This window comes from Sphingomonas parva (ex Maeng et al. 2020) (assembly GCF_004564275.1).
Classification (GTDB): domain Bacteria; phylum Pseudomonadota; class Alphaproteobacteria; order Sphingomonadales; family Sphingomonadaceae; genus Allosphingosinicella; species Allosphingosinicella parva.
Map to the genome: position 1 here is coordinate 159,480 of NZ_SPDV01000007.1, position 13,969 is coordinate 173,448.

The 13,969-nt window shown below is 69.6% G+C and carries 15 protein-coding genes and 1 tRNA gene; 9 read left to right on the forward strand and 7 right to left on the reverse strand.

Going from position 1 to position 13,969, the window contains the following annotated elements; genetic code table 11:
- The first annotated feature begins 28 nt into the window (after window positions 1-28).
- The 3 genes from hemC to E2493_RS04805 are packed head-to-tail and all read left to right on the forward strand — an operon-like array spanning window position 29 to window position 2,528.
- Entirely contained in the window at window positions 29-940 is a 912-nt protein-coding gene (gene hemC / locus E2493_RS04795; RefSeq protein WP_135084255.1) for a hydroxymethylbilane synthase, read from the forward strand.
- A complete protein-coding gene (locus E2493_RS04800) occupies window positions 937-1,614 on the forward strand; it encodes a uroporphyrinogen-III synthase (RefSeq protein ID WP_135084257.1) in 678 nt (225 codons plus the stop codon). Before hemC ends, E2493_RS04800 begins: the two co-directional genes overlap by 4 nt.
- Window positions 1,615-1,616: 2 nt before the next feature.
- Window positions 1,617-2,528, forward strand: coding sequence for a hypothetical protein (locus E2493_RS04805; RefSeq protein WP_135084259.1), 912 nt, complete (start codon window positions 1,617-1,619; stop codon window positions 2,526-2,528).
- Here the strand turns inward: E2493_RS04805 and E2493_RS04810 are convergent.
- The 6 genes from E2493_RS04810 to ftsE all read right to left on the reverse strand — a co-directional run bounded on the left by E2493_RS04810 (window position 2,525) and on the right by ftsE (window position 6,991).
- On the reverse strand, window positions 2,525-3,253 hold the full coding sequence (locus E2493_RS04810) for a metallophosphoesterase family protein (protein ID WP_135084261.1): 729 nt from the start codon (window positions 3,251-3,253) through the stop codon (window positions 2,525-2,527). The two genes, E2493_RS04805 and E2493_RS04810, sit on opposite strands and share 4 nt — an antisense overlap.
- Window positions 3,237-4,025 carry a nucleotidyltransferase family protein gene (locus E2493_RS04815; protein ID WP_225421149.1) on the reverse strand — a complete coding sequence of 263 codons (789 nt, stop codon included), beginning with the start codon at window positions 4,023-4,025 and terminating at the stop codon, window positions 3,237-3,239. Before E2493_RS04815 ends, E2493_RS04810 begins: the two co-directional genes overlap by 17 nt.
- A 116-nt stretch (window positions 4,026-4,141) precedes the next feature.
- Complete coding sequence (locus E2493_RS04820; RefSeq protein ID WP_191992963.1) at window positions 4,142-4,825, reverse strand: lysophospholipid acyltransferase family protein; 684 nt, start codon at window positions 4,823-4,825, stop codon at window positions 4,142-4,144.
- The gene (locus tag E2493_RS04825; RefSeq protein ID WP_135084266.1) at window positions 4,825-5,355 is read right to left on the reverse strand and encodes a YdcF family protein; all 531 of its coding nucleotides are present in this window, start codon (window positions 5,353-5,355) and stop codon (window positions 4,825-4,827) included. Before E2493_RS04825 ends, E2493_RS04820 begins: the two co-directional genes overlap by 1 nt.
- Window positions 5,352-6,248 (reverse strand): cell division protein FtsX, encoded by an 897-nt coding sequence (locus E2493_RS04830; protein WP_404828290.1) that lies wholly within the window; start codon window positions 6,246-6,248, stop codon window positions 5,352-5,354. Before E2493_RS04830 ends, E2493_RS04825 begins: the two co-directional genes overlap by 4 nt.
- Entirely contained in the window at window positions 6,245-6,991 is a 747-nt protein-coding gene (gene ftsE / locus E2493_RS04835) for a cell division ATP-binding protein FtsE (protein ID WP_135084268.1), read from the reverse strand. Before ftsE ends, E2493_RS04830 begins: the two co-directional genes overlap by 4 nt.
- A 134-nt stretch (window positions 6,992-7,125) precedes the next feature.
- Between ftsE and E2493_RS04840 the strand changes: the two genes are divergently transcribed.
- From E2493_RS04840 to E2493_RS04865, 6 genes are all read left to right on the forward strand, one after another.
- The gene (locus tag E2493_RS04840) at window positions 7,126-7,893 is read left to right on the forward strand and encodes a zinc-ribbon domain-containing protein (RefSeq protein WP_135084271.1); all 768 of its coding nucleotides are present in this window, start codon (window positions 7,126-7,128) and stop codon (window positions 7,891-7,893) included.
- A gap of 23 nt (window positions 7,894-7,916) precedes the next feature.
- Complete coding sequence (locus E2493_RS04845) at window positions 7,917-9,020, forward strand: 6-phosphofructokinase (RefSeq protein WP_135084273.1); 1,104 nt, start codon at window positions 7,917-7,919, stop codon at window positions 9,018-9,020.
- Between the two features lie 89 nt (window positions 9,021-9,109).
- Window positions 9,110-9,196, forward strand: a tRNA-Leu gene (locus tag E2493_RS04850).
- 144 nt (window positions 9,197-9,340) lie between these two features.
- Window positions 9,341-10,696 carry an amino acid permease gene (locus tag E2493_RS04855; RefSeq protein WP_135084275.1) on the forward strand — a complete coding sequence of 452 codons (1,356 nt, stop codon included), beginning with the start codon at window positions 9,341-9,343 and terminating at the stop codon, window positions 10,694-10,696.
- Window positions 10,693-11,112, forward strand: a complete 420-nt coding sequence (gene msrB, locus E2493_RS04860) for a peptide-methionine (R)-S-oxide reductase MsrB (protein ID WP_404828291.1) — start codon at window positions 10,693-10,695, stop codon at window positions 11,110-11,112. The genes E2493_RS04855 and msrB overlap by 4 nt, the downstream gene beginning before the upstream one ends.
- A 67-nt stretch (window positions 11,113-11,179) precedes the next feature.
- Window positions 11,180-13,294, forward strand: coding sequence for a PBP1A family penicillin-binding protein (locus E2493_RS04865; RefSeq protein WP_135084279.1), 2,115 nt, complete (start codon window positions 11,180-11,182; stop codon window positions 13,292-13,294).
- Here the strand turns inward: E2493_RS04865 and E2493_RS04870 are convergent.
- Complete coding sequence (locus tag E2493_RS04870) at window positions 13,247-13,933, reverse strand: M48 family metallopeptidase (protein WP_225421150.1); 687 nt, start codon at window positions 13,931-13,933, stop codon at window positions 13,247-13,249. The two genes, E2493_RS04865 and E2493_RS04870, sit on opposite strands and share 48 nt — an antisense overlap.
- Between the last annotated feature and the right edge of the window lie 36 nt (window positions 13,934-13,969).

Sequence of the window (13,969 nt, forward strand, 5' to 3'; positions counted from 1 at the left end):
ACCGCCGGAGGCGCTAGCCAAGCGCCCCATGATGGGTACCCTCCGTATCGGCACGCGCGGCTCGCCTCTGGCGCTCGCCCAGGCGCGCATGGTCGCCACCGCATTGCGCGGCACGCATGGCTGGGGCCCCGAGCATATCGAGATCGTCCCGATCACCACGACCGGCGACATCGTTCGGGACCGGCCGCTGGCGGAGATCGGCGGCAAGGGATTGTGGACCAAGGAGCTGGACGCCTGCCTGGGCGACGGCCGGACCGACATCTCGGTTCACTCGATGAAGGATGTCGAGACATTTCGGCCGGCCGAGCTCGAGATCGCCGCGATGCTGCCGCGCGCCAGCGTCAGCGACCGGCTGATCGGCGCCGCCAGCCTCGCCGCCCTGCCGGCAGGGGCGCGGGTGGGGACCTCGTCGCCGCGGCGCGCCGCCCAGATCCTGGCGCGACGGCCGGACCTGGTCATCGTGCCGTTCCGCGGCAATGTCGAGACGCGGCTCAGGAAGCTCCAGCAGGGCGAGGCCGATGCCACCTTGCTCGCGTCCGCGGGACTGGAGCGGCTCGAGCATGACGAGATCGGAGTCGTCTTGGACGACTTCCTGCCCGCGCCGGCGCAGGGCGCCGTCGGGATCGAGGTGCGTAGCAGCGATCGCCGCATGCGCGCGCTGATCGCCGCGATCGATCACCGGCCGACCCACCTTTGCGTGCGCGCCGAGCGCCGGCTGCTCGAAGGCCTGGGGGGAACCTGTCGGTCGCCGATCGCCGCGCTGGCCCAGCTCGACGGCGATACCATCCACCTTCGCGGCGAAATCCTGACTCCGGACGGCGGAGAAGTCGAACGCTGCGACGAACGCTTCGCGGCCGACGATCTCGACACTCCTCTCGAGATCGCGCGCTGCCTTCTCGGCAAGGCTTCGCCGGCGCTACGGGCGCTCTTCGCCGGGTGAACCGCGTCCTCGTCCTGCGGCCGCAGCCGGCGGCTGAGGAGACGGCTGCGCGGGCGCGCGCCCGCGGACTTCGCCCGATCGTGGCGCCGCTGTTCGAGATCCGGCCGCTCGCCTGGGAGATGCCGGCTCCCTGCGACGCACTGCTGCTGACCAGCGCCAATGCGGCGCGTCATGCCGGCATGCTGCCCGATCTCCCCTGTTACGCCGTTGGGCCGGCCACCGCCGAAGCAGCGCGTGCGGCCGGCCTGCGCACCGTGATCGAAGGGCGCGACGACGGCGCTGCGGCGCTCGCGCTCGCGACCGCTGACGGCCACCGCCGCATCCTACACCTCTGCGGGCGCGAGCACCTCCCGATCGAGCAGGACGGCGTCGAGATGGTCCGCCGCTTCGTCTATGCCGCCGAAGCGGCCGCCGAGCTGCCCGCCGCGGCGCGACAGGCGATCGCCGACGGCGCCGTCGTCCTGCTCCATTCGCCGCGGGCGGCACGGACCTTCGCCGCGCTGGCCGAGCGCAGGCAGGAGATCCGCGTCGCCGCGATCAGCCCCGCGGCGGCGGCCGCGGCGGGAAGCGGCTGGGCCGCGATCGCCTCGGCGTCGGAACCGCGCGATCAGGCATTGCTGGAAGTCGCAGCGCAGCTGTGCAAGGCTGCGGCCGCGCAAGACGGGGATCGGTAGAGATGGAGTACAATGCGGGCGAACGCATCGCCGCCCAGCGGCCGCGACGGTCGATCCTGTCCTATCTGCTGGTGCCGCTGATCGCATTCCTCGCCGGCGTCGCGGCGATGGGCTGGGCGCTCTCGCGCTGGGACGACGCCGCGGTCCGGCTGGGCATCATCGCGCCCGCGCCGCCCGCCCCGCCGGCCGCGGCCGTGACCCCGCCCCCGCAGCAGGCCCAGCCGATCCCGGTGCTCGCCGCCGATCCGAGCGGGCGGGTGATGGTCGATCCGGAGGCGACCCGCCGTCTCGCCCAGCTCGAGCAGCGGGTTGCGCAGCTCGATCTCCAGTCGCGTGCCGCCGTCGGCAATGCCGATCGCGCGGAAGGCCTGCTCGTCGCCTTTGCCGCCCGGCGCGCGCTCGATCGCGGCGTCGCGCTCGGCTATATCGAAGGACTGCTTCGCCAGCGCTTCGCCCAGACCCAGCCGCAGGCGGTGGCGACGATCATCACCGGCGCGCGCGAGCCGGTGACGCTGCAGGAGCTGCAGGAGCAATTGCGCGGACTCTCGCCGTTCCTGCTCGGCGGAGGGCCGGACCAGAGCTGGTGGACCGCGTTCAAGACCGAGATGGCCGGGCTGATCTCGGTGCGGCGCGAAGGGACGCAGTCGACCCTCGCCTCGGAGCGGCTGCGCCGCGCCACCGCGAGCCTCGAGGGCGGCCAGGTGGAAGTCGCGCTGGCGGAGGTGACGCGGCTTCCCGGCAGCGCCCGTGCCGGCGACTGGATCGCCAAGGCGCGCCGTTATCTCTCGGCGCGCCGCGCGCTCGACGAGATCGAGACCGCTGCCTTGCTCGAGTCACGGCCGTCGCCGCGCGTGCCCACCCAGCCGGTCGCGGCGCCGCAGCCGGCCGGCGCCCGCCCGGCGGAGCCCCGCTAGATCTCGAGCAGCGCGTAGGGCCGGCCGAACGCCGGCTCGACGACGAACTGGGCGACATTGAACACCGGGACGCCGCCCGGGGTCCGGCCCGAATAGGCGCCGCGATGGGCGTGGCCGTGGACCACCGCCTTGACGTTGTCGAACCGGTCGATGGCATTGGCCAGGCGCGACGAGCCGAGGAAGGGGAAGATCTCCGGCGGCTCTCCGGCGACGGTCTCGGCGATCGGCGAGTAATGGAGGACGGCGACGGTGCGCTCGGTGCGCAGCGAGCGCAGCGCATTCTCGAGCTTGCGCGCCTCGTTGCGGGATTCGTCGACGAACACCTTGATCGCGTCCTCACCGAACGCCCCGAGCTCGCCGCGCCCGAAGCCGCCCACGAAGCCTTTGACGCCGGCAAAGCCGACGCCTTTCACCACAATTGCCTGCTCGTCGAGGACGGTGACTCCGGCCGAGGTGAGGATCCTGCACACCGCGTCGGCGTCTCCGGCCTCGTAATCGTGATTGCCGAGCACCGCCACGACCGGGATCGAGCAGGCGCGCAGATCCTCGGCGAGCAGCTCGGCCTCGGCGGCCTTGCCGAAGTTGGTGAGGTCCCCAGCAAGGGCGAGCACATCGGCATTGTCCGATATCTCGGCGAACAGGTCCCGGTAGCGGTTGTGGGAGGTCTCCGTGACGTGGAGGTCGCCGATCGCGGCGAGGGTGATCGTATCAGTGTTTTCGCTCATGCCGTTCCTCGAGGCCCTTGCCGACGACGTCGGCGAAGCCCCATTCTCCGATGTCGGTGACGTAATCGCGCGGGCTGAGCAGCCGGCCGCGGCAGATGTCGATGCCGCCCGGCGGCAGCTCCGCCTGCGCCCGGATCCGCTCCAGCAGCTCGTCGAACACCCAGCGCGGAATGCGGTCGCGCTTCGTCGGGTAGATGAAGCGGAAATTGAGGATGTGGATGAACAGGAGCTCCCAATAGAGCTCCATCGCGGTCATCAGCCGCTTCCAGTCGATCTCGTCGTGCTTCTTCAGGATGACGTGCACGACGTCGGCGCCGTCGTAGCGGTAGCGATCCTGGATGAAGAGCTTCGAAAGGATAAATTCGGTCGGCGGGGTGATCCGCACGGTCGAGCCGTAGACCTCGACCTCGTACACCTCGCGGAACCAGTCGTCGTTCACCGGCAGGCTCGCCGACGAGATGTTGAAGATCACGTCGAAGAAATGCTCTCCGCGCCAGACCTTGCCGATCCAGCGCTCGTCCTCGACCTCGATCTCGTAGCCCTTCGCCTTGAAGAAGGCGAGGATACGCGGCGCGTCGCTGACCTTGCAGAAGATGTCGAGGTCCTTGGTCGGCCGGGTGATGCCGGTGTAGCAGCCGAGCGCATAGGTGCCCGAGAGCAGGAACGGGATCTGGGATTCGTTGAGCAGGCGCAGGCTCTCGACATAGAAATCGACAGCTTCCGCGGGCGGTTCGAAGACCGAGGCATCGATGCTGTCGAGTCTGTTGCTCACCCGGTTCCTGCGCTTTCCTGTTGGTGCGAAAGCGGAAGAACGGAACTGGCCCGGAAGCGTTCCGATGTCCGGCCGAGCGCGCAGCACGGATCGCACCGGCGCGCCGAGGCGGGCGGTCAGAGCGCGTTGATCGCCGCGTGAACCTTTGCTTCCGCATCCTTGCGGGGGAGCCCGGGCGGTATCGCCTCTCCGAAGTGCATCGTCACCACGCCCGGCCGCTTCACGAAGCTCCGCCGCGGCCAGACCTTGCCGCTGTCGAGCGACAGGGGCACCACCGGCAGGTCGAGCGCGCGGTAGAGGCCGGCGAAGCCGGGCTGCAGGGGCGGCGTCTCCCCGACCGGAACGCGCGTGCCTTCCGGGAAGATGACGATCGGCCGGCCTTCGGCGACGGTCTCTGCCGCGGCGCGGAGCATGCGCCTGAGGGCGGTCGCCCCGCCGGCGCGCTCGACGGGGATCAGGCCGTAAGAGCGGGCGAGCCGACCCCAGACCGGTATCTCGGCGAGCTCGCGCTTCATCACGATCCCCGGATTGTCGAGGATCGCGACCAGCTCCATCGTCTCGTACATCGACTGGTGCTTGGCCGCGATCAGCACCGGTCCGCTCGGCACCGCGCCCTCGATCCGGGTGCGGATGCCGAGCAGCACGGCGGCGCACCAACGATGATAGAGCGCCCAGCCGCGCGCGATCGCGCGGACCGCCGGACGGCCGCCGACCAATCCGATCGGCACCGCCACCAGGATGGCGACCACCGTGACGCTGTAGAAGACGATCAGGAAGGCGATCGAACGGACGAGGTTCATCAGACGCCGACCAGCACCGCCGCGCGGCGCAGCAGATATTTGTTATATTCGGTGAACAGCGCCCGGAAGCTGGGGTTGCTCGCCACCGCATCGCCGATCACTTCGACATCGCCCCCGAGGCGCCGCGAGAGTTCGAAGCGTGCCCGCGGCATGTGCCAGTCGGTGGTGACGAGCCGCAGGCTGCGGAACCTGTGCTTCTCCATCCAGCGCGCGACCTCCTCCGCATTCGAGCGCGTATCGACCGATTCCCGGCCGAGATCGATGCAGCAGCGGAACAGGGCGTCGTTGCCCGGATATTCGGCGGCGAGCTCGGGCGGGCGGACGGTTCGTGCGACGCCGGAGACGAGCATCCGCTTGGCCACGCCCCGTTTCAGCAGATCGAGGCCGCGCTCCATGCGGTAGGCGCCGCCGGTGAGCACGACCACGGCATCGGTCCGCTCGTCGCCGGCCGGCTGCGGCAGCAGCACCGCGAACGCGGCGTAGCCGAGCAGGTAGAGCAAAACGACGAAAGACAAGGCACGCGAGATCACAACATCCTCCCCAAGGCGCGGAGGATCGTCGCCCGCGCCACTACCGTCGCCAGCGCGACGCCAAAAACCGGCAAGGCCACCAGCACCGCCCAGCTCAACACCGGCAGATGCGCGGAGCCGAGCAGATCCGAGCCGAGCGCGCCGACGCGCGCGCCGATGACCAGAAGAACGAGCGAGGCGGCGATCAGCCCCACGATGCCGCCGAACAGCGCGTCGAGCGCAATGCGGCGCTGGAACAGGCGGGCGACCTGGACATCGGTCGCGCCCATCAGGTGAAGCACCTCGATCGTGCTGCGATGGGTATCGAGCGACGCGCGCGCGGCGAGCACGACGGTTGCCGCTGTCGCCCCGATCATCAGCAGCACCAGCGCCCCGGCCAGCCACCGCAACGCGCGGATCAGCCCGGCGAGCGGCGCCAGCCACTGGGCATTGTCGTCGACCCGCGCAGACGGCGCGACCTCGGTCACCGCGGCGCGCAGGCTCTCCAGCCGCGCATAGGCCGCCGGCGAGAGATCGACCTCGATCATCGCCGGGATCGGCAGGTCGCCCTCGAGGCCTCCGGGGCCGAGCCAGGGCTCGAGCAGCGCCTCCATCTCTTCCGATCCGATCCGCCGAACGCTCTCGACGCCTTCCTGCCCCTCCAGCACGGCCAAAGCGGCGCGTGCCTGCGCCTCGCGCCGGTCGGGGTTGGGTTCGACGATCTGCACGGTCGCCCGCGTACCCGTATCCTCGTCGAGGCTCGACGCCGCAGTCCCGAGGCCAAGCCCGGCGGCAGCGGCGAGCACGGTCAGGAACATCATGATCGCGATTACCCACGGCATCGGACCGGAGAGACGCCCCTCCGGCAGCAGCCGCCGATCGGCGGCGCCGAACTTGCGGACGTTGCCCTTCACGGCTCGGCCCGGCGGGGCGGATGGCGCAGCGCGCCGGTCGGATCGAGCAGCTCGCCCCGATCGAGCCGGAGCATCTCGGCCCGGCCGATGCTCGAGATCAGGTGGAGATCGTGGGTCGCGACGACGATGGTGGTGCCGAGCTTGTTGAGACTGTCGAACAGGTGGAGCAGGCGCTTGGCCATTTCCGGATCGACGTTGCCGGTCGGCTCATCCGCGACAAGCAGCTCCGGCCGCGCGATCACCGCGCGCGCGATTGCCACCCTCTGCTGCTCGCCGCCCGAGAGCGTGGCGGGACGCGCCGAGGCGCGGTGGCCGAGCCCGACCCAGGCGAGCATCTCCTTCACCGGAGTCTCGAGATCATGCTCCTCGACGCCCGCCACCCGCAGCGGCAGCGCGACATTGTCGTAGGCGGAAAGGTGCGGCACCAGCCGGAAATCCTGGAACACCACGCCGATCCGCCGGCGAAAGCCCGGCAGGCGCTTGCGCGGCATGGTCACGATGTCCTCGCCGAACAGCCGGATCAGTCCCCGGCTGGGGCGCTGGGCGAGGTAGAGCAGACGCAGCAATGACGTCTTGCCGGCGCCCGACGGTCCGGTGAGGAAGTAGAATCCCCCCTCGCGCAACGAAAAGCTGAGGTCCGAAAGCGTCTCCGCCCCCGTGCCGTAGCGCAGGCCGACATTGTCGAACTGGACGATGCTGCCGGGGATGTTCAGGCCCGCCTCCGCTCCACTGCCTCCCGCCATTCAGGCTAGCTGGCGTCAATGGCATGCCGGGAGGCGCCGCGTAAACTACCCAAAACCGCGCATTTGCTTGCATGCGCAGCCAAACCTGTGCTTGGATTCGGCACAATTACAAAGCGAGCGGGGCCGCCCAAGACATGATCCTCAGCTGTCCAGCCTGCAACACGCGCTACGTCGTGCCGGACAGCGCTGTCGGCGCGTCGGGCCGCCAGGTCCGCTGCGCCAATTGCCGCCACAGCTGGTTCCAGGAGCCGGCGCCGGTCCGTCCCTCCGCCGCCGCGACGGCGGAGCCGGCCCGCGAGGCCGCGCCTCCGCCGCCCCCGCCTCCGCCGCCACCGCCCCCTCCGCCGGTGGCGCCGATCCAGATGCAGAAACGCGAGGTGCCGCACGCGACGGTTCGCCCCGCTGCCGACATCCTGGGCCCCGCTCCCGAACCGGAAGCCGAGAATTTCGACGCGTTCGCGCACGAGCCGCCGTTCCGCCCGCGCCGCAACCGCGCCAAATTGTGGACCATCCTGGCAGTTGTCGCGGCGATCGTGATGATCTCGGCCTGGGCGGCGATCCTCTATTTCGGAGTCCCCGGCACCGGCGGCAGCCTGGCGATCGGCCGCGGCGGCGGCACGGCGCTGACCATCGAGGGCAAGGGCGAGCGCGGCAGGATGGCGAGCGGGAACGAGCTGCTCACCGTCAGCGGCCAGATCAAGAACCCGACCAATTCGGTACAGCGTGTGCCGCCGATCCGCGCCGAGCTGCGCGATGCGCAGGGGCGCGCCGTCTACACCTGGCCGATCTCGCCCCCCGTCTCGAAGCTGCAGCCGGGCGCCACCGCGACCTTCAACAGCGCAGAGGTGGACGTGCCGCGCGGCGCCACTGCGATCAACCTCAGCTTCGGCCCGGCCAGCTGAGCGTGCGCGCGTCGAGGGTCTGAGTGCGGATCGGAATCCTCACCGGGGGCGGCGACGTACCGGGCCTCAATCCGTGCATCCGCTCGATCACCCTGTCGGCCGACGACCTCGGATGGGAGGTGGTCGGCTTCCGCCGCGGATGGGAAGGCGTGCTCGGGATCGACCCGACCGATTCGGAGAGCATCGCCCGGGGCAGCCTGACCCTGACGCGCGAGGGCGTGCGCGGCATCGACCGGACGGGCGGCACCATCCTCCATACCTCGCGGCTGGATCCGCGGACCCTCGCAGCCGGCGACCAGACCACGAAGGTTCTCGACGTGCTCTCCGCGATGGGCGTCGACGCGATGATTACCCTGGGCGGGGACGGAACGTTGCGCTTTTCCGCGCATCTCTCCGAACAGGGCGTGCCGGTGATCTCCATCCCCAAGACGATGGACAACGACGTCTACGGCACGGATTATTGCATCGGCTTTTCTACGGCGGTGAGCCGCTCGGTCGAGGCGATCAACGCGCTTCGTACGACGGTCGAGAGCCACGAGCGGATCGGCGTGATCGAGCTGTTCGGGCGGCGCAGCGGCGAGACGGCGCTGCTCGCCGGCTTTCTCGCCCAGGTCGATCGCACGGTGATCTCCGAGGTGCCGGCCGATCTCGACCGGCTGCTGCCGCTGCTCGAGGAGGACAAGAGGTCCAGCCCCGGACATTATGCGATGTGCGTCGTCTCGGAAGGCGCGCGTCTCGAAGGGGAGAACGGCAATGGCGACAGCCAGCTGTCGCGATCGGCGAGCGAGCGCGACGACATCGGCGTCGGCCATCGCCTTGCCCGCGCCGTCAAGGCGCGGCTCGGCTGCGGGGTGGTGCTCCAGGAGCTCGCCTATCTCATGCGCGCCGGCGAGCCCGACGCGATGGACCGCATGGTCGGCCTCGCCTTCGGGGGCCTCGCCATCCAGCTGCTGCAGCGCGGCGAGGCAGGACGCATGGTGACATTGAAGGGCGGCAATTACGGCCACGTCCCGGCCGGCACCCTGCTCGAGGGCATCAAGAGCGTCGACGTGCCGAGCCTCTACGACCGGACGGCCTATCGCGCGAAGCTGATGCGCGTCGAGGGCATGCCGATGTTCCTCTACTGACCGCAAAAAGCCGATTGCGCCCCCCGAAACCCTTTGCTAGAGGCCCGCTCCTGCCAGCCACCGGGGCAGATCCTCCGGTGCAATCACGTGCGGTCGTGGCGGAACTGGTAGACGCGCAGCGTTGAGGTCGCTGTGGCCGAAAGGCCGTGGAAGTTCGAGTCTTCTCGACCGCACCATTTTCCTGCCCCTTCCGGCAGGCCCGACGAAAGCCTGGATCCAACACCCCCTTCCGGGGAGCCGCCTTTCGATTCCAGCCTCTGCGCGATCGCCCGGCAAGCTTTGCTGGATTTGCACGGGTCCCGTCGCTAGGCGTGCGCGCAATGGCCACTTCCCCACCTTCGAGCCCACCTTCGAGCCGCGTCTTCGGCTTCTGGATTTGCCTCGCTTTGGTCATCGGCAACATGGTGGGATCCGGCGCGTTCCTCCTGCCGCAGGCGCTGGCACCGTTCGGCTGGAATGCGATCTTCGGCTGGATAGTGACGATCGCGGGCGCCCTGTGCCTCGCCTTCGTCTTCGCCACTCTGGCGCGGCACTTCCCGCGCGCCGGCGGCCCCTATGCCTTCTGCCGCGAGGCATTCGGGCGGGCGCCCGGCTTCGTCGTCGCCTGGAGCTACTGGATCTCGGTGTGGACCGCCAACGCGGCGATCTCGGTCGGCGCGACGAGCTATTTCGTCCACCTCTTTCCGAGCCTGGCCGGAGCGCCCGCCTGGATCGCCCTCGGCTTCGTCTGGACGTTCACGCTGATCAATTGCGTCAGCCTGCGCGGCGTCGGCGGCGTCCAGCTGGCGACGACGATCCTGAAGCTGCTGCCGCTCGCCGCGGCGATCGTGCTGACCCTGCTCGTCTCGAGCGGAGTCACGGATGCCTCGGCCCCGGTGCCGCCGCTGCGCGGCGAGGACATCAGCCTCGCCGCGATTGCGGCGACCGTGACGCTGACGCTCTGGGCGATGGTCGGCTTCGAATCCGCCACGATTCCGGCGGGACACGTCGCCGACGCGGCCCGCACGATCCCGCGCGCGACCCTGATCGGCACGCTCGCCGCCGGGCTCATCTATCTCGTCGCCTGCTCGGGCGTCGCGCTGCTTCTGCCCGCCGAGCAGGCGAGCCAGTCGACCGCGCCGTTCGCCGATTTCATCGGCCGCTATTGGGGCGAGGGCCCGGCCTCGCTCGTCGCGGTCTTCGCGATGATCAGCGCGCTCGGTGCGCTGAACGGCTGGGTGCTGATCCAGGGCGAGATGCCGACCGCCCTCGCGCGCGACGGCATCTTTCCGGCATGGATGGCGAAGACCAGCGGCGCCGGCGTACCTGTCCGCGCCCATCTGATCTCCAGCAGCCTGGTGACCGTGCTGATCCTCGCCAACCAGGCGCGATCGGTCGGGGATCTGTTCGCGGTAACCGCGCTGATTTCGACCCTCGCATCGGTCGTCGCCTATCTCGCCTGCTCGATCGCGGCTCTTTGGCTCCAGCAGCGCGCCAGAATCGGTCGCTCGGCTGCGCTGACCGCGGCGGCGCTGGCCGGAGCCCTCTACTCTTTATGGGCGATCTACGGCGCCGGCCGAGAGCCGGTGATCTGGGGGCTCGGCCTGCTGCTGAGCGGCGTCCCCGTCTACCTTCTGATGCGGCGCAACCGCGGGCAGGGCATGGGTGTTACGTCTGCTTCGGGACGAGAAGAATGAGCGGCATCATGGATGATCAGGAGATAGAGCGCCTCGATCTCCCGGAGCGTGCTTGGCGGGAGCGCCTCTCCGACCAGCAATATCACGTGCTTCGCGAGGCCGGCACCGAACGGCCTTTCACCGGGCGTTACCTCAACAACAAGGAAGCCGGCGAATATCGCTGCGCCGGATGCGGCGAGCTGCTGTTTGACAGCAGCGCCAAATATGACAGCGGCAGCGGCTGGCCGAGTTTCACCGAGCCGGCCAGCCACGCGGTGAGCGAGCATGGCGACACCAGCCACGGCATGCGCCGCGTCGAGGTCCGCTGCGCCCGCTGCGACGGGCACCTCGGCCATGTGTTCCCCGACGGGCCCGGGCCCACGGGGCTGCGCTATTGCGTCAACAGCGCATCGCTCGATTTCAAGCCGCGCAAATAGACTCGTATAAATCCCTAGGGGCTCGCCGCTTGTGACCGGGGGCCCTTCGCCCTATCCCTAGCGCCACATGGCCAGTGAAGCTCCGAAAAGGTCGCGGCTCAAGCGCACCCTGATTACGTTGTTCAAGGTCGGGCTGTACGGCTCGATCCTGGGTTTGATCGCCCTCGTCGTGGCGGTCGCCGTCGCGATGAGCCAGCTGCCCAGCTATTCCGAGCTCGTCCGCCGCGACAATCTGGGGCAGATGATCCGGGTTCGCGCGGCCGACGGATCGACCCTCGTCTCCCTCGGGCCGAGCTTCGGCCGATGGCTGAGCTCTGACCAGATCCCCGAGATCATGAAGAAGGCGATGGTCGCGGTCGAGGATCGCCGTTTCTATTATCACCCGGGCGTCGATCCGGTCGGCATCATCCGCGGCATCGGCGTGAGCTTCAGCCGGGACGACAAGGTCCGCGGCGTCTCGACGATCAGCCAGCAGCTCGCCCGCAACATCTTCCTGACCAGCGACCGCAGCTACGGCCGCAAGGTTCGCGAAGGAATCCTCGCTCTGGCGCTCGAGCGCCGCTTCTCGAAAGAGCAGATCCTCGAGCTCTACCTCAACCGCGTCTATTTCGGCGGCGGTGCATACGGCATCGACGCCGCGTCGCGCCGTTTCTTCGGCCATTCTGCGGATTCCCTCACTCTCTCGGAAGCCGCGATCATCGCCGGCCTGGTCAAGGCGCCGTCGAATTACTCGCCCACCGCCGACGCCGAAGCGGCGCGGGGACGCGCCGAGGTGGTCATCGACCTCATGCGGCGAAACGGCGACATCACCAGCTCGGAGGCCTTCGCAGCCGAGCCCGCCGACGTCAGGATCGTTCCGACGCCGAAGCAGAACAGCGTCCGCTACTTCACCGACTGGGTGCTCCCGCAGCTCGATACGCTGATCGAGGAGAGCGTCGAGCCGATCGAGGTCTGGACGACGCTCGACCCCAACATGCAGAAGCTGGCCGATCAGGTGATCAATTCCGCCACGCCGCAGGGCGCGCAGGGCGCACTGGTCGCGCTCGACCGCGACGGCTCGGTGCGCGCGATGGTGGGCGGCCGGGATTACGTCCAGTCGATCTACAACCGTGCGACCCAGGCGACCCGCCAGCCGGGCTCGTCGTTCAAGCTGTTCGTCTATCTCGCCGCGCTCGAATTCGGCTACACGCCGGAATCGGCGGTCGAGGACAAGCCGATCACGATCAACGGCTGGAGCCCGCGCAATTCGAACCGCAATTTCGCCGGCGCGGTGACCCTCCGCCAGGCCTTCGCCCAGTCGATCAACACGGTCTCGGCGCAGCTCGCCCAGGAGGTCGGCTTCCGCACCGTCGCCGACATGGCGCAGCGCTTCGGCATCACCAGCAAGGTCAGCACACACCCCTCGATCGCGCTCGGCAGCTCCGAGGTTCGCCTGATCGACATGACCCGCGCTTATGCGTCGGTTGCCGCGCGGGGCACGGCGGTGGTTCCCTACGGCATCCGCCGGGTCACGACCGCGGAGGGCGAGCTCCTCTATCAGCACGATCCCGGCGAAGCGCGCGTGCTGGTCGCACCGCACGTGGCAGCCCAGATGACCGATCTTCTCCAGGCAGCGGTGATGACCGGAACCGGCCGCGCCGCCCAGATCGGCCGGCCGGTCGCCGGCAAGACCGGCACGACCAGCTCGAACAAGGACGGCTGGTTCCTCGGTTTCTCGAGCGGCCTCACCACCGGCATCTGGATGGGCCGGGACGACAACAAGGCAATTCCCGGCCTGCAGGGCGGACGTGCGCCGGCTCAGGCGTTCCACGATTTCATGAGCCGCGCGGTGGCCAGCCGGCCGATCGAGCAGTTCCAGACCCAGGTGGCGCCGCCGGAATGGGCGACCGAGCCCGATCAGGAAGCCTGGTTCGACGCGCCGCCGAACTCTGCCGCCCAGGTCGATGCCGACGGCAATCCGATCGGCACGCCGGCCGAACCGGGCGGTGCGTCGCCGCCGGTCGAAGACCTTCGGCCGCAGCCCGACGAGAGCCTCGAGGATCTGGTCGAGCGGGCGACCAACCCCGATCGTCAGGAGCGCGTGCCGACGCCGCGCCGATCCGATGAGCGGGCGATACCGCCGCGCGAGCCGCGCTCAGGCGCCGATGCGGTGGAGCGCCGCCCCGTGGCGCCGCAACCATAAGCGCGCCGGGGCGGGATCCGCCTCCAGCAGGGTCTCGACCAGGGCATGGAAGTGCGGGCCGTGGTTCATGTGCACCCGGTGCGCGACCTCGTGCGCGACGGTGGCGCGGCGCACCCAGTCCGGCGCAAGGATCAGCCGCCAGCTGTAGCGTATCGCTCCGCTCGATGAGCAGCTGCCCCAGCGCGACCGCTGATCGCCCACCGACACCCGCGTCACCCCGACGCCCGCCTTACTGGCGAACTCCGCCGTCTCCTTGCTGAGCACGTCGAGGGCGTGGCGCGCCAGCCAGCGCAGCAGCCGGGGCTGGACCGTCTCGCGCGGCCCCCCGGTGACGATCGTCCCGCCTTCCAGGCGGACGACGCGGGAGCGGCGCTCGTCCCACTCCACCGGGTGCGGCACGTCGTACAAGGGGATTTCCGTGCCGGGCCCCAGGCCCTGCGCCGGCTCGATCCGGGCGAGCTGCTGCTCGATCCACGCCCGATGGCCTGCGGCCCATTCCAGGGCCCTGCGGCGCGACACGCGGCGCGGGACGGTGAGCAGCACCTCCGCCGTGCGGGGATCGACCCGCAGCCGCATGACCCGGGCACGCGGCGAGACCGAAAGCCTCAGCGGCGCCTCGGTGCCACCGCCACGGAACACCAACTCCTTATCATCGGCCTTGGTGCTGGCTCGTCC

What these genes read in the sequence shown, in the direction of transcription:
- msrB (WP_404828291.1), top strand. Translation starts at nt 10,693, where the DNA reads ATGAGCGGCATCATGGATGATCAGGAGATAGAGCGCCTCGATCTCCCG.
- E2493_RS04810 (WP_135084261.1), bottom strand. Translation starts at nt 3,253, where the DNA reads ATGAGCGAAAACACTGATACGATCACCCTCGCCGCGATCGGCGACCTC.
- E2493_RS04820 (WP_191992963.1), bottom strand. Translation starts at nt 4,825, where the DNA reads ATGAACCTCGTCCGTTCGATCGCCTTCCTGATCGTCTTCTACAGCGTC.
- ftsE (WP_135084268.1), bottom strand. Translation starts at nt 6,991, where the DNA reads ATGGCGGGAGGCAGTGGAGCGGAGGCGGGCCTGAACATCCCCGGCAGC.
- E2493_RS04865 (WP_135084279.1), top strand. Translation starts at nt 11,180, where the DNA reads ATGGCCAGTGAAGCTCCGAAAAGGTCGCGGCTCAAGCGCACCCTGATT.
- E2493_RS04840 (WP_135084271.1), top strand. Translation starts at nt 7,126, where the DNA reads ATGATCCTCAGCTGTCCAGCCTGCAACACGCGCTACGTCGTGCCGGAC.
- E2493_RS04855 (WP_135084275.1), top strand. Translation starts at nt 9,341, where the DNA reads ATGGCCACTTCCCCACCTTCGAGCCCACCTTCGAGCCGCGTCTTCGGC.
- E2493_RS04805 (WP_135084259.1), top strand. Translation starts at nt 1,617, where the DNA reads ATGGAGTACAATGCGGGCGAACGCATCGCCGCCCAGCGGCCGCGACGG.
- hemC (WP_135084255.1), top strand. Translation starts at nt 29, where the DNA reads ATGATGGGTACCCTCCGTATCGGCACGCGCGGCTCGCCTCTGGCGCTC.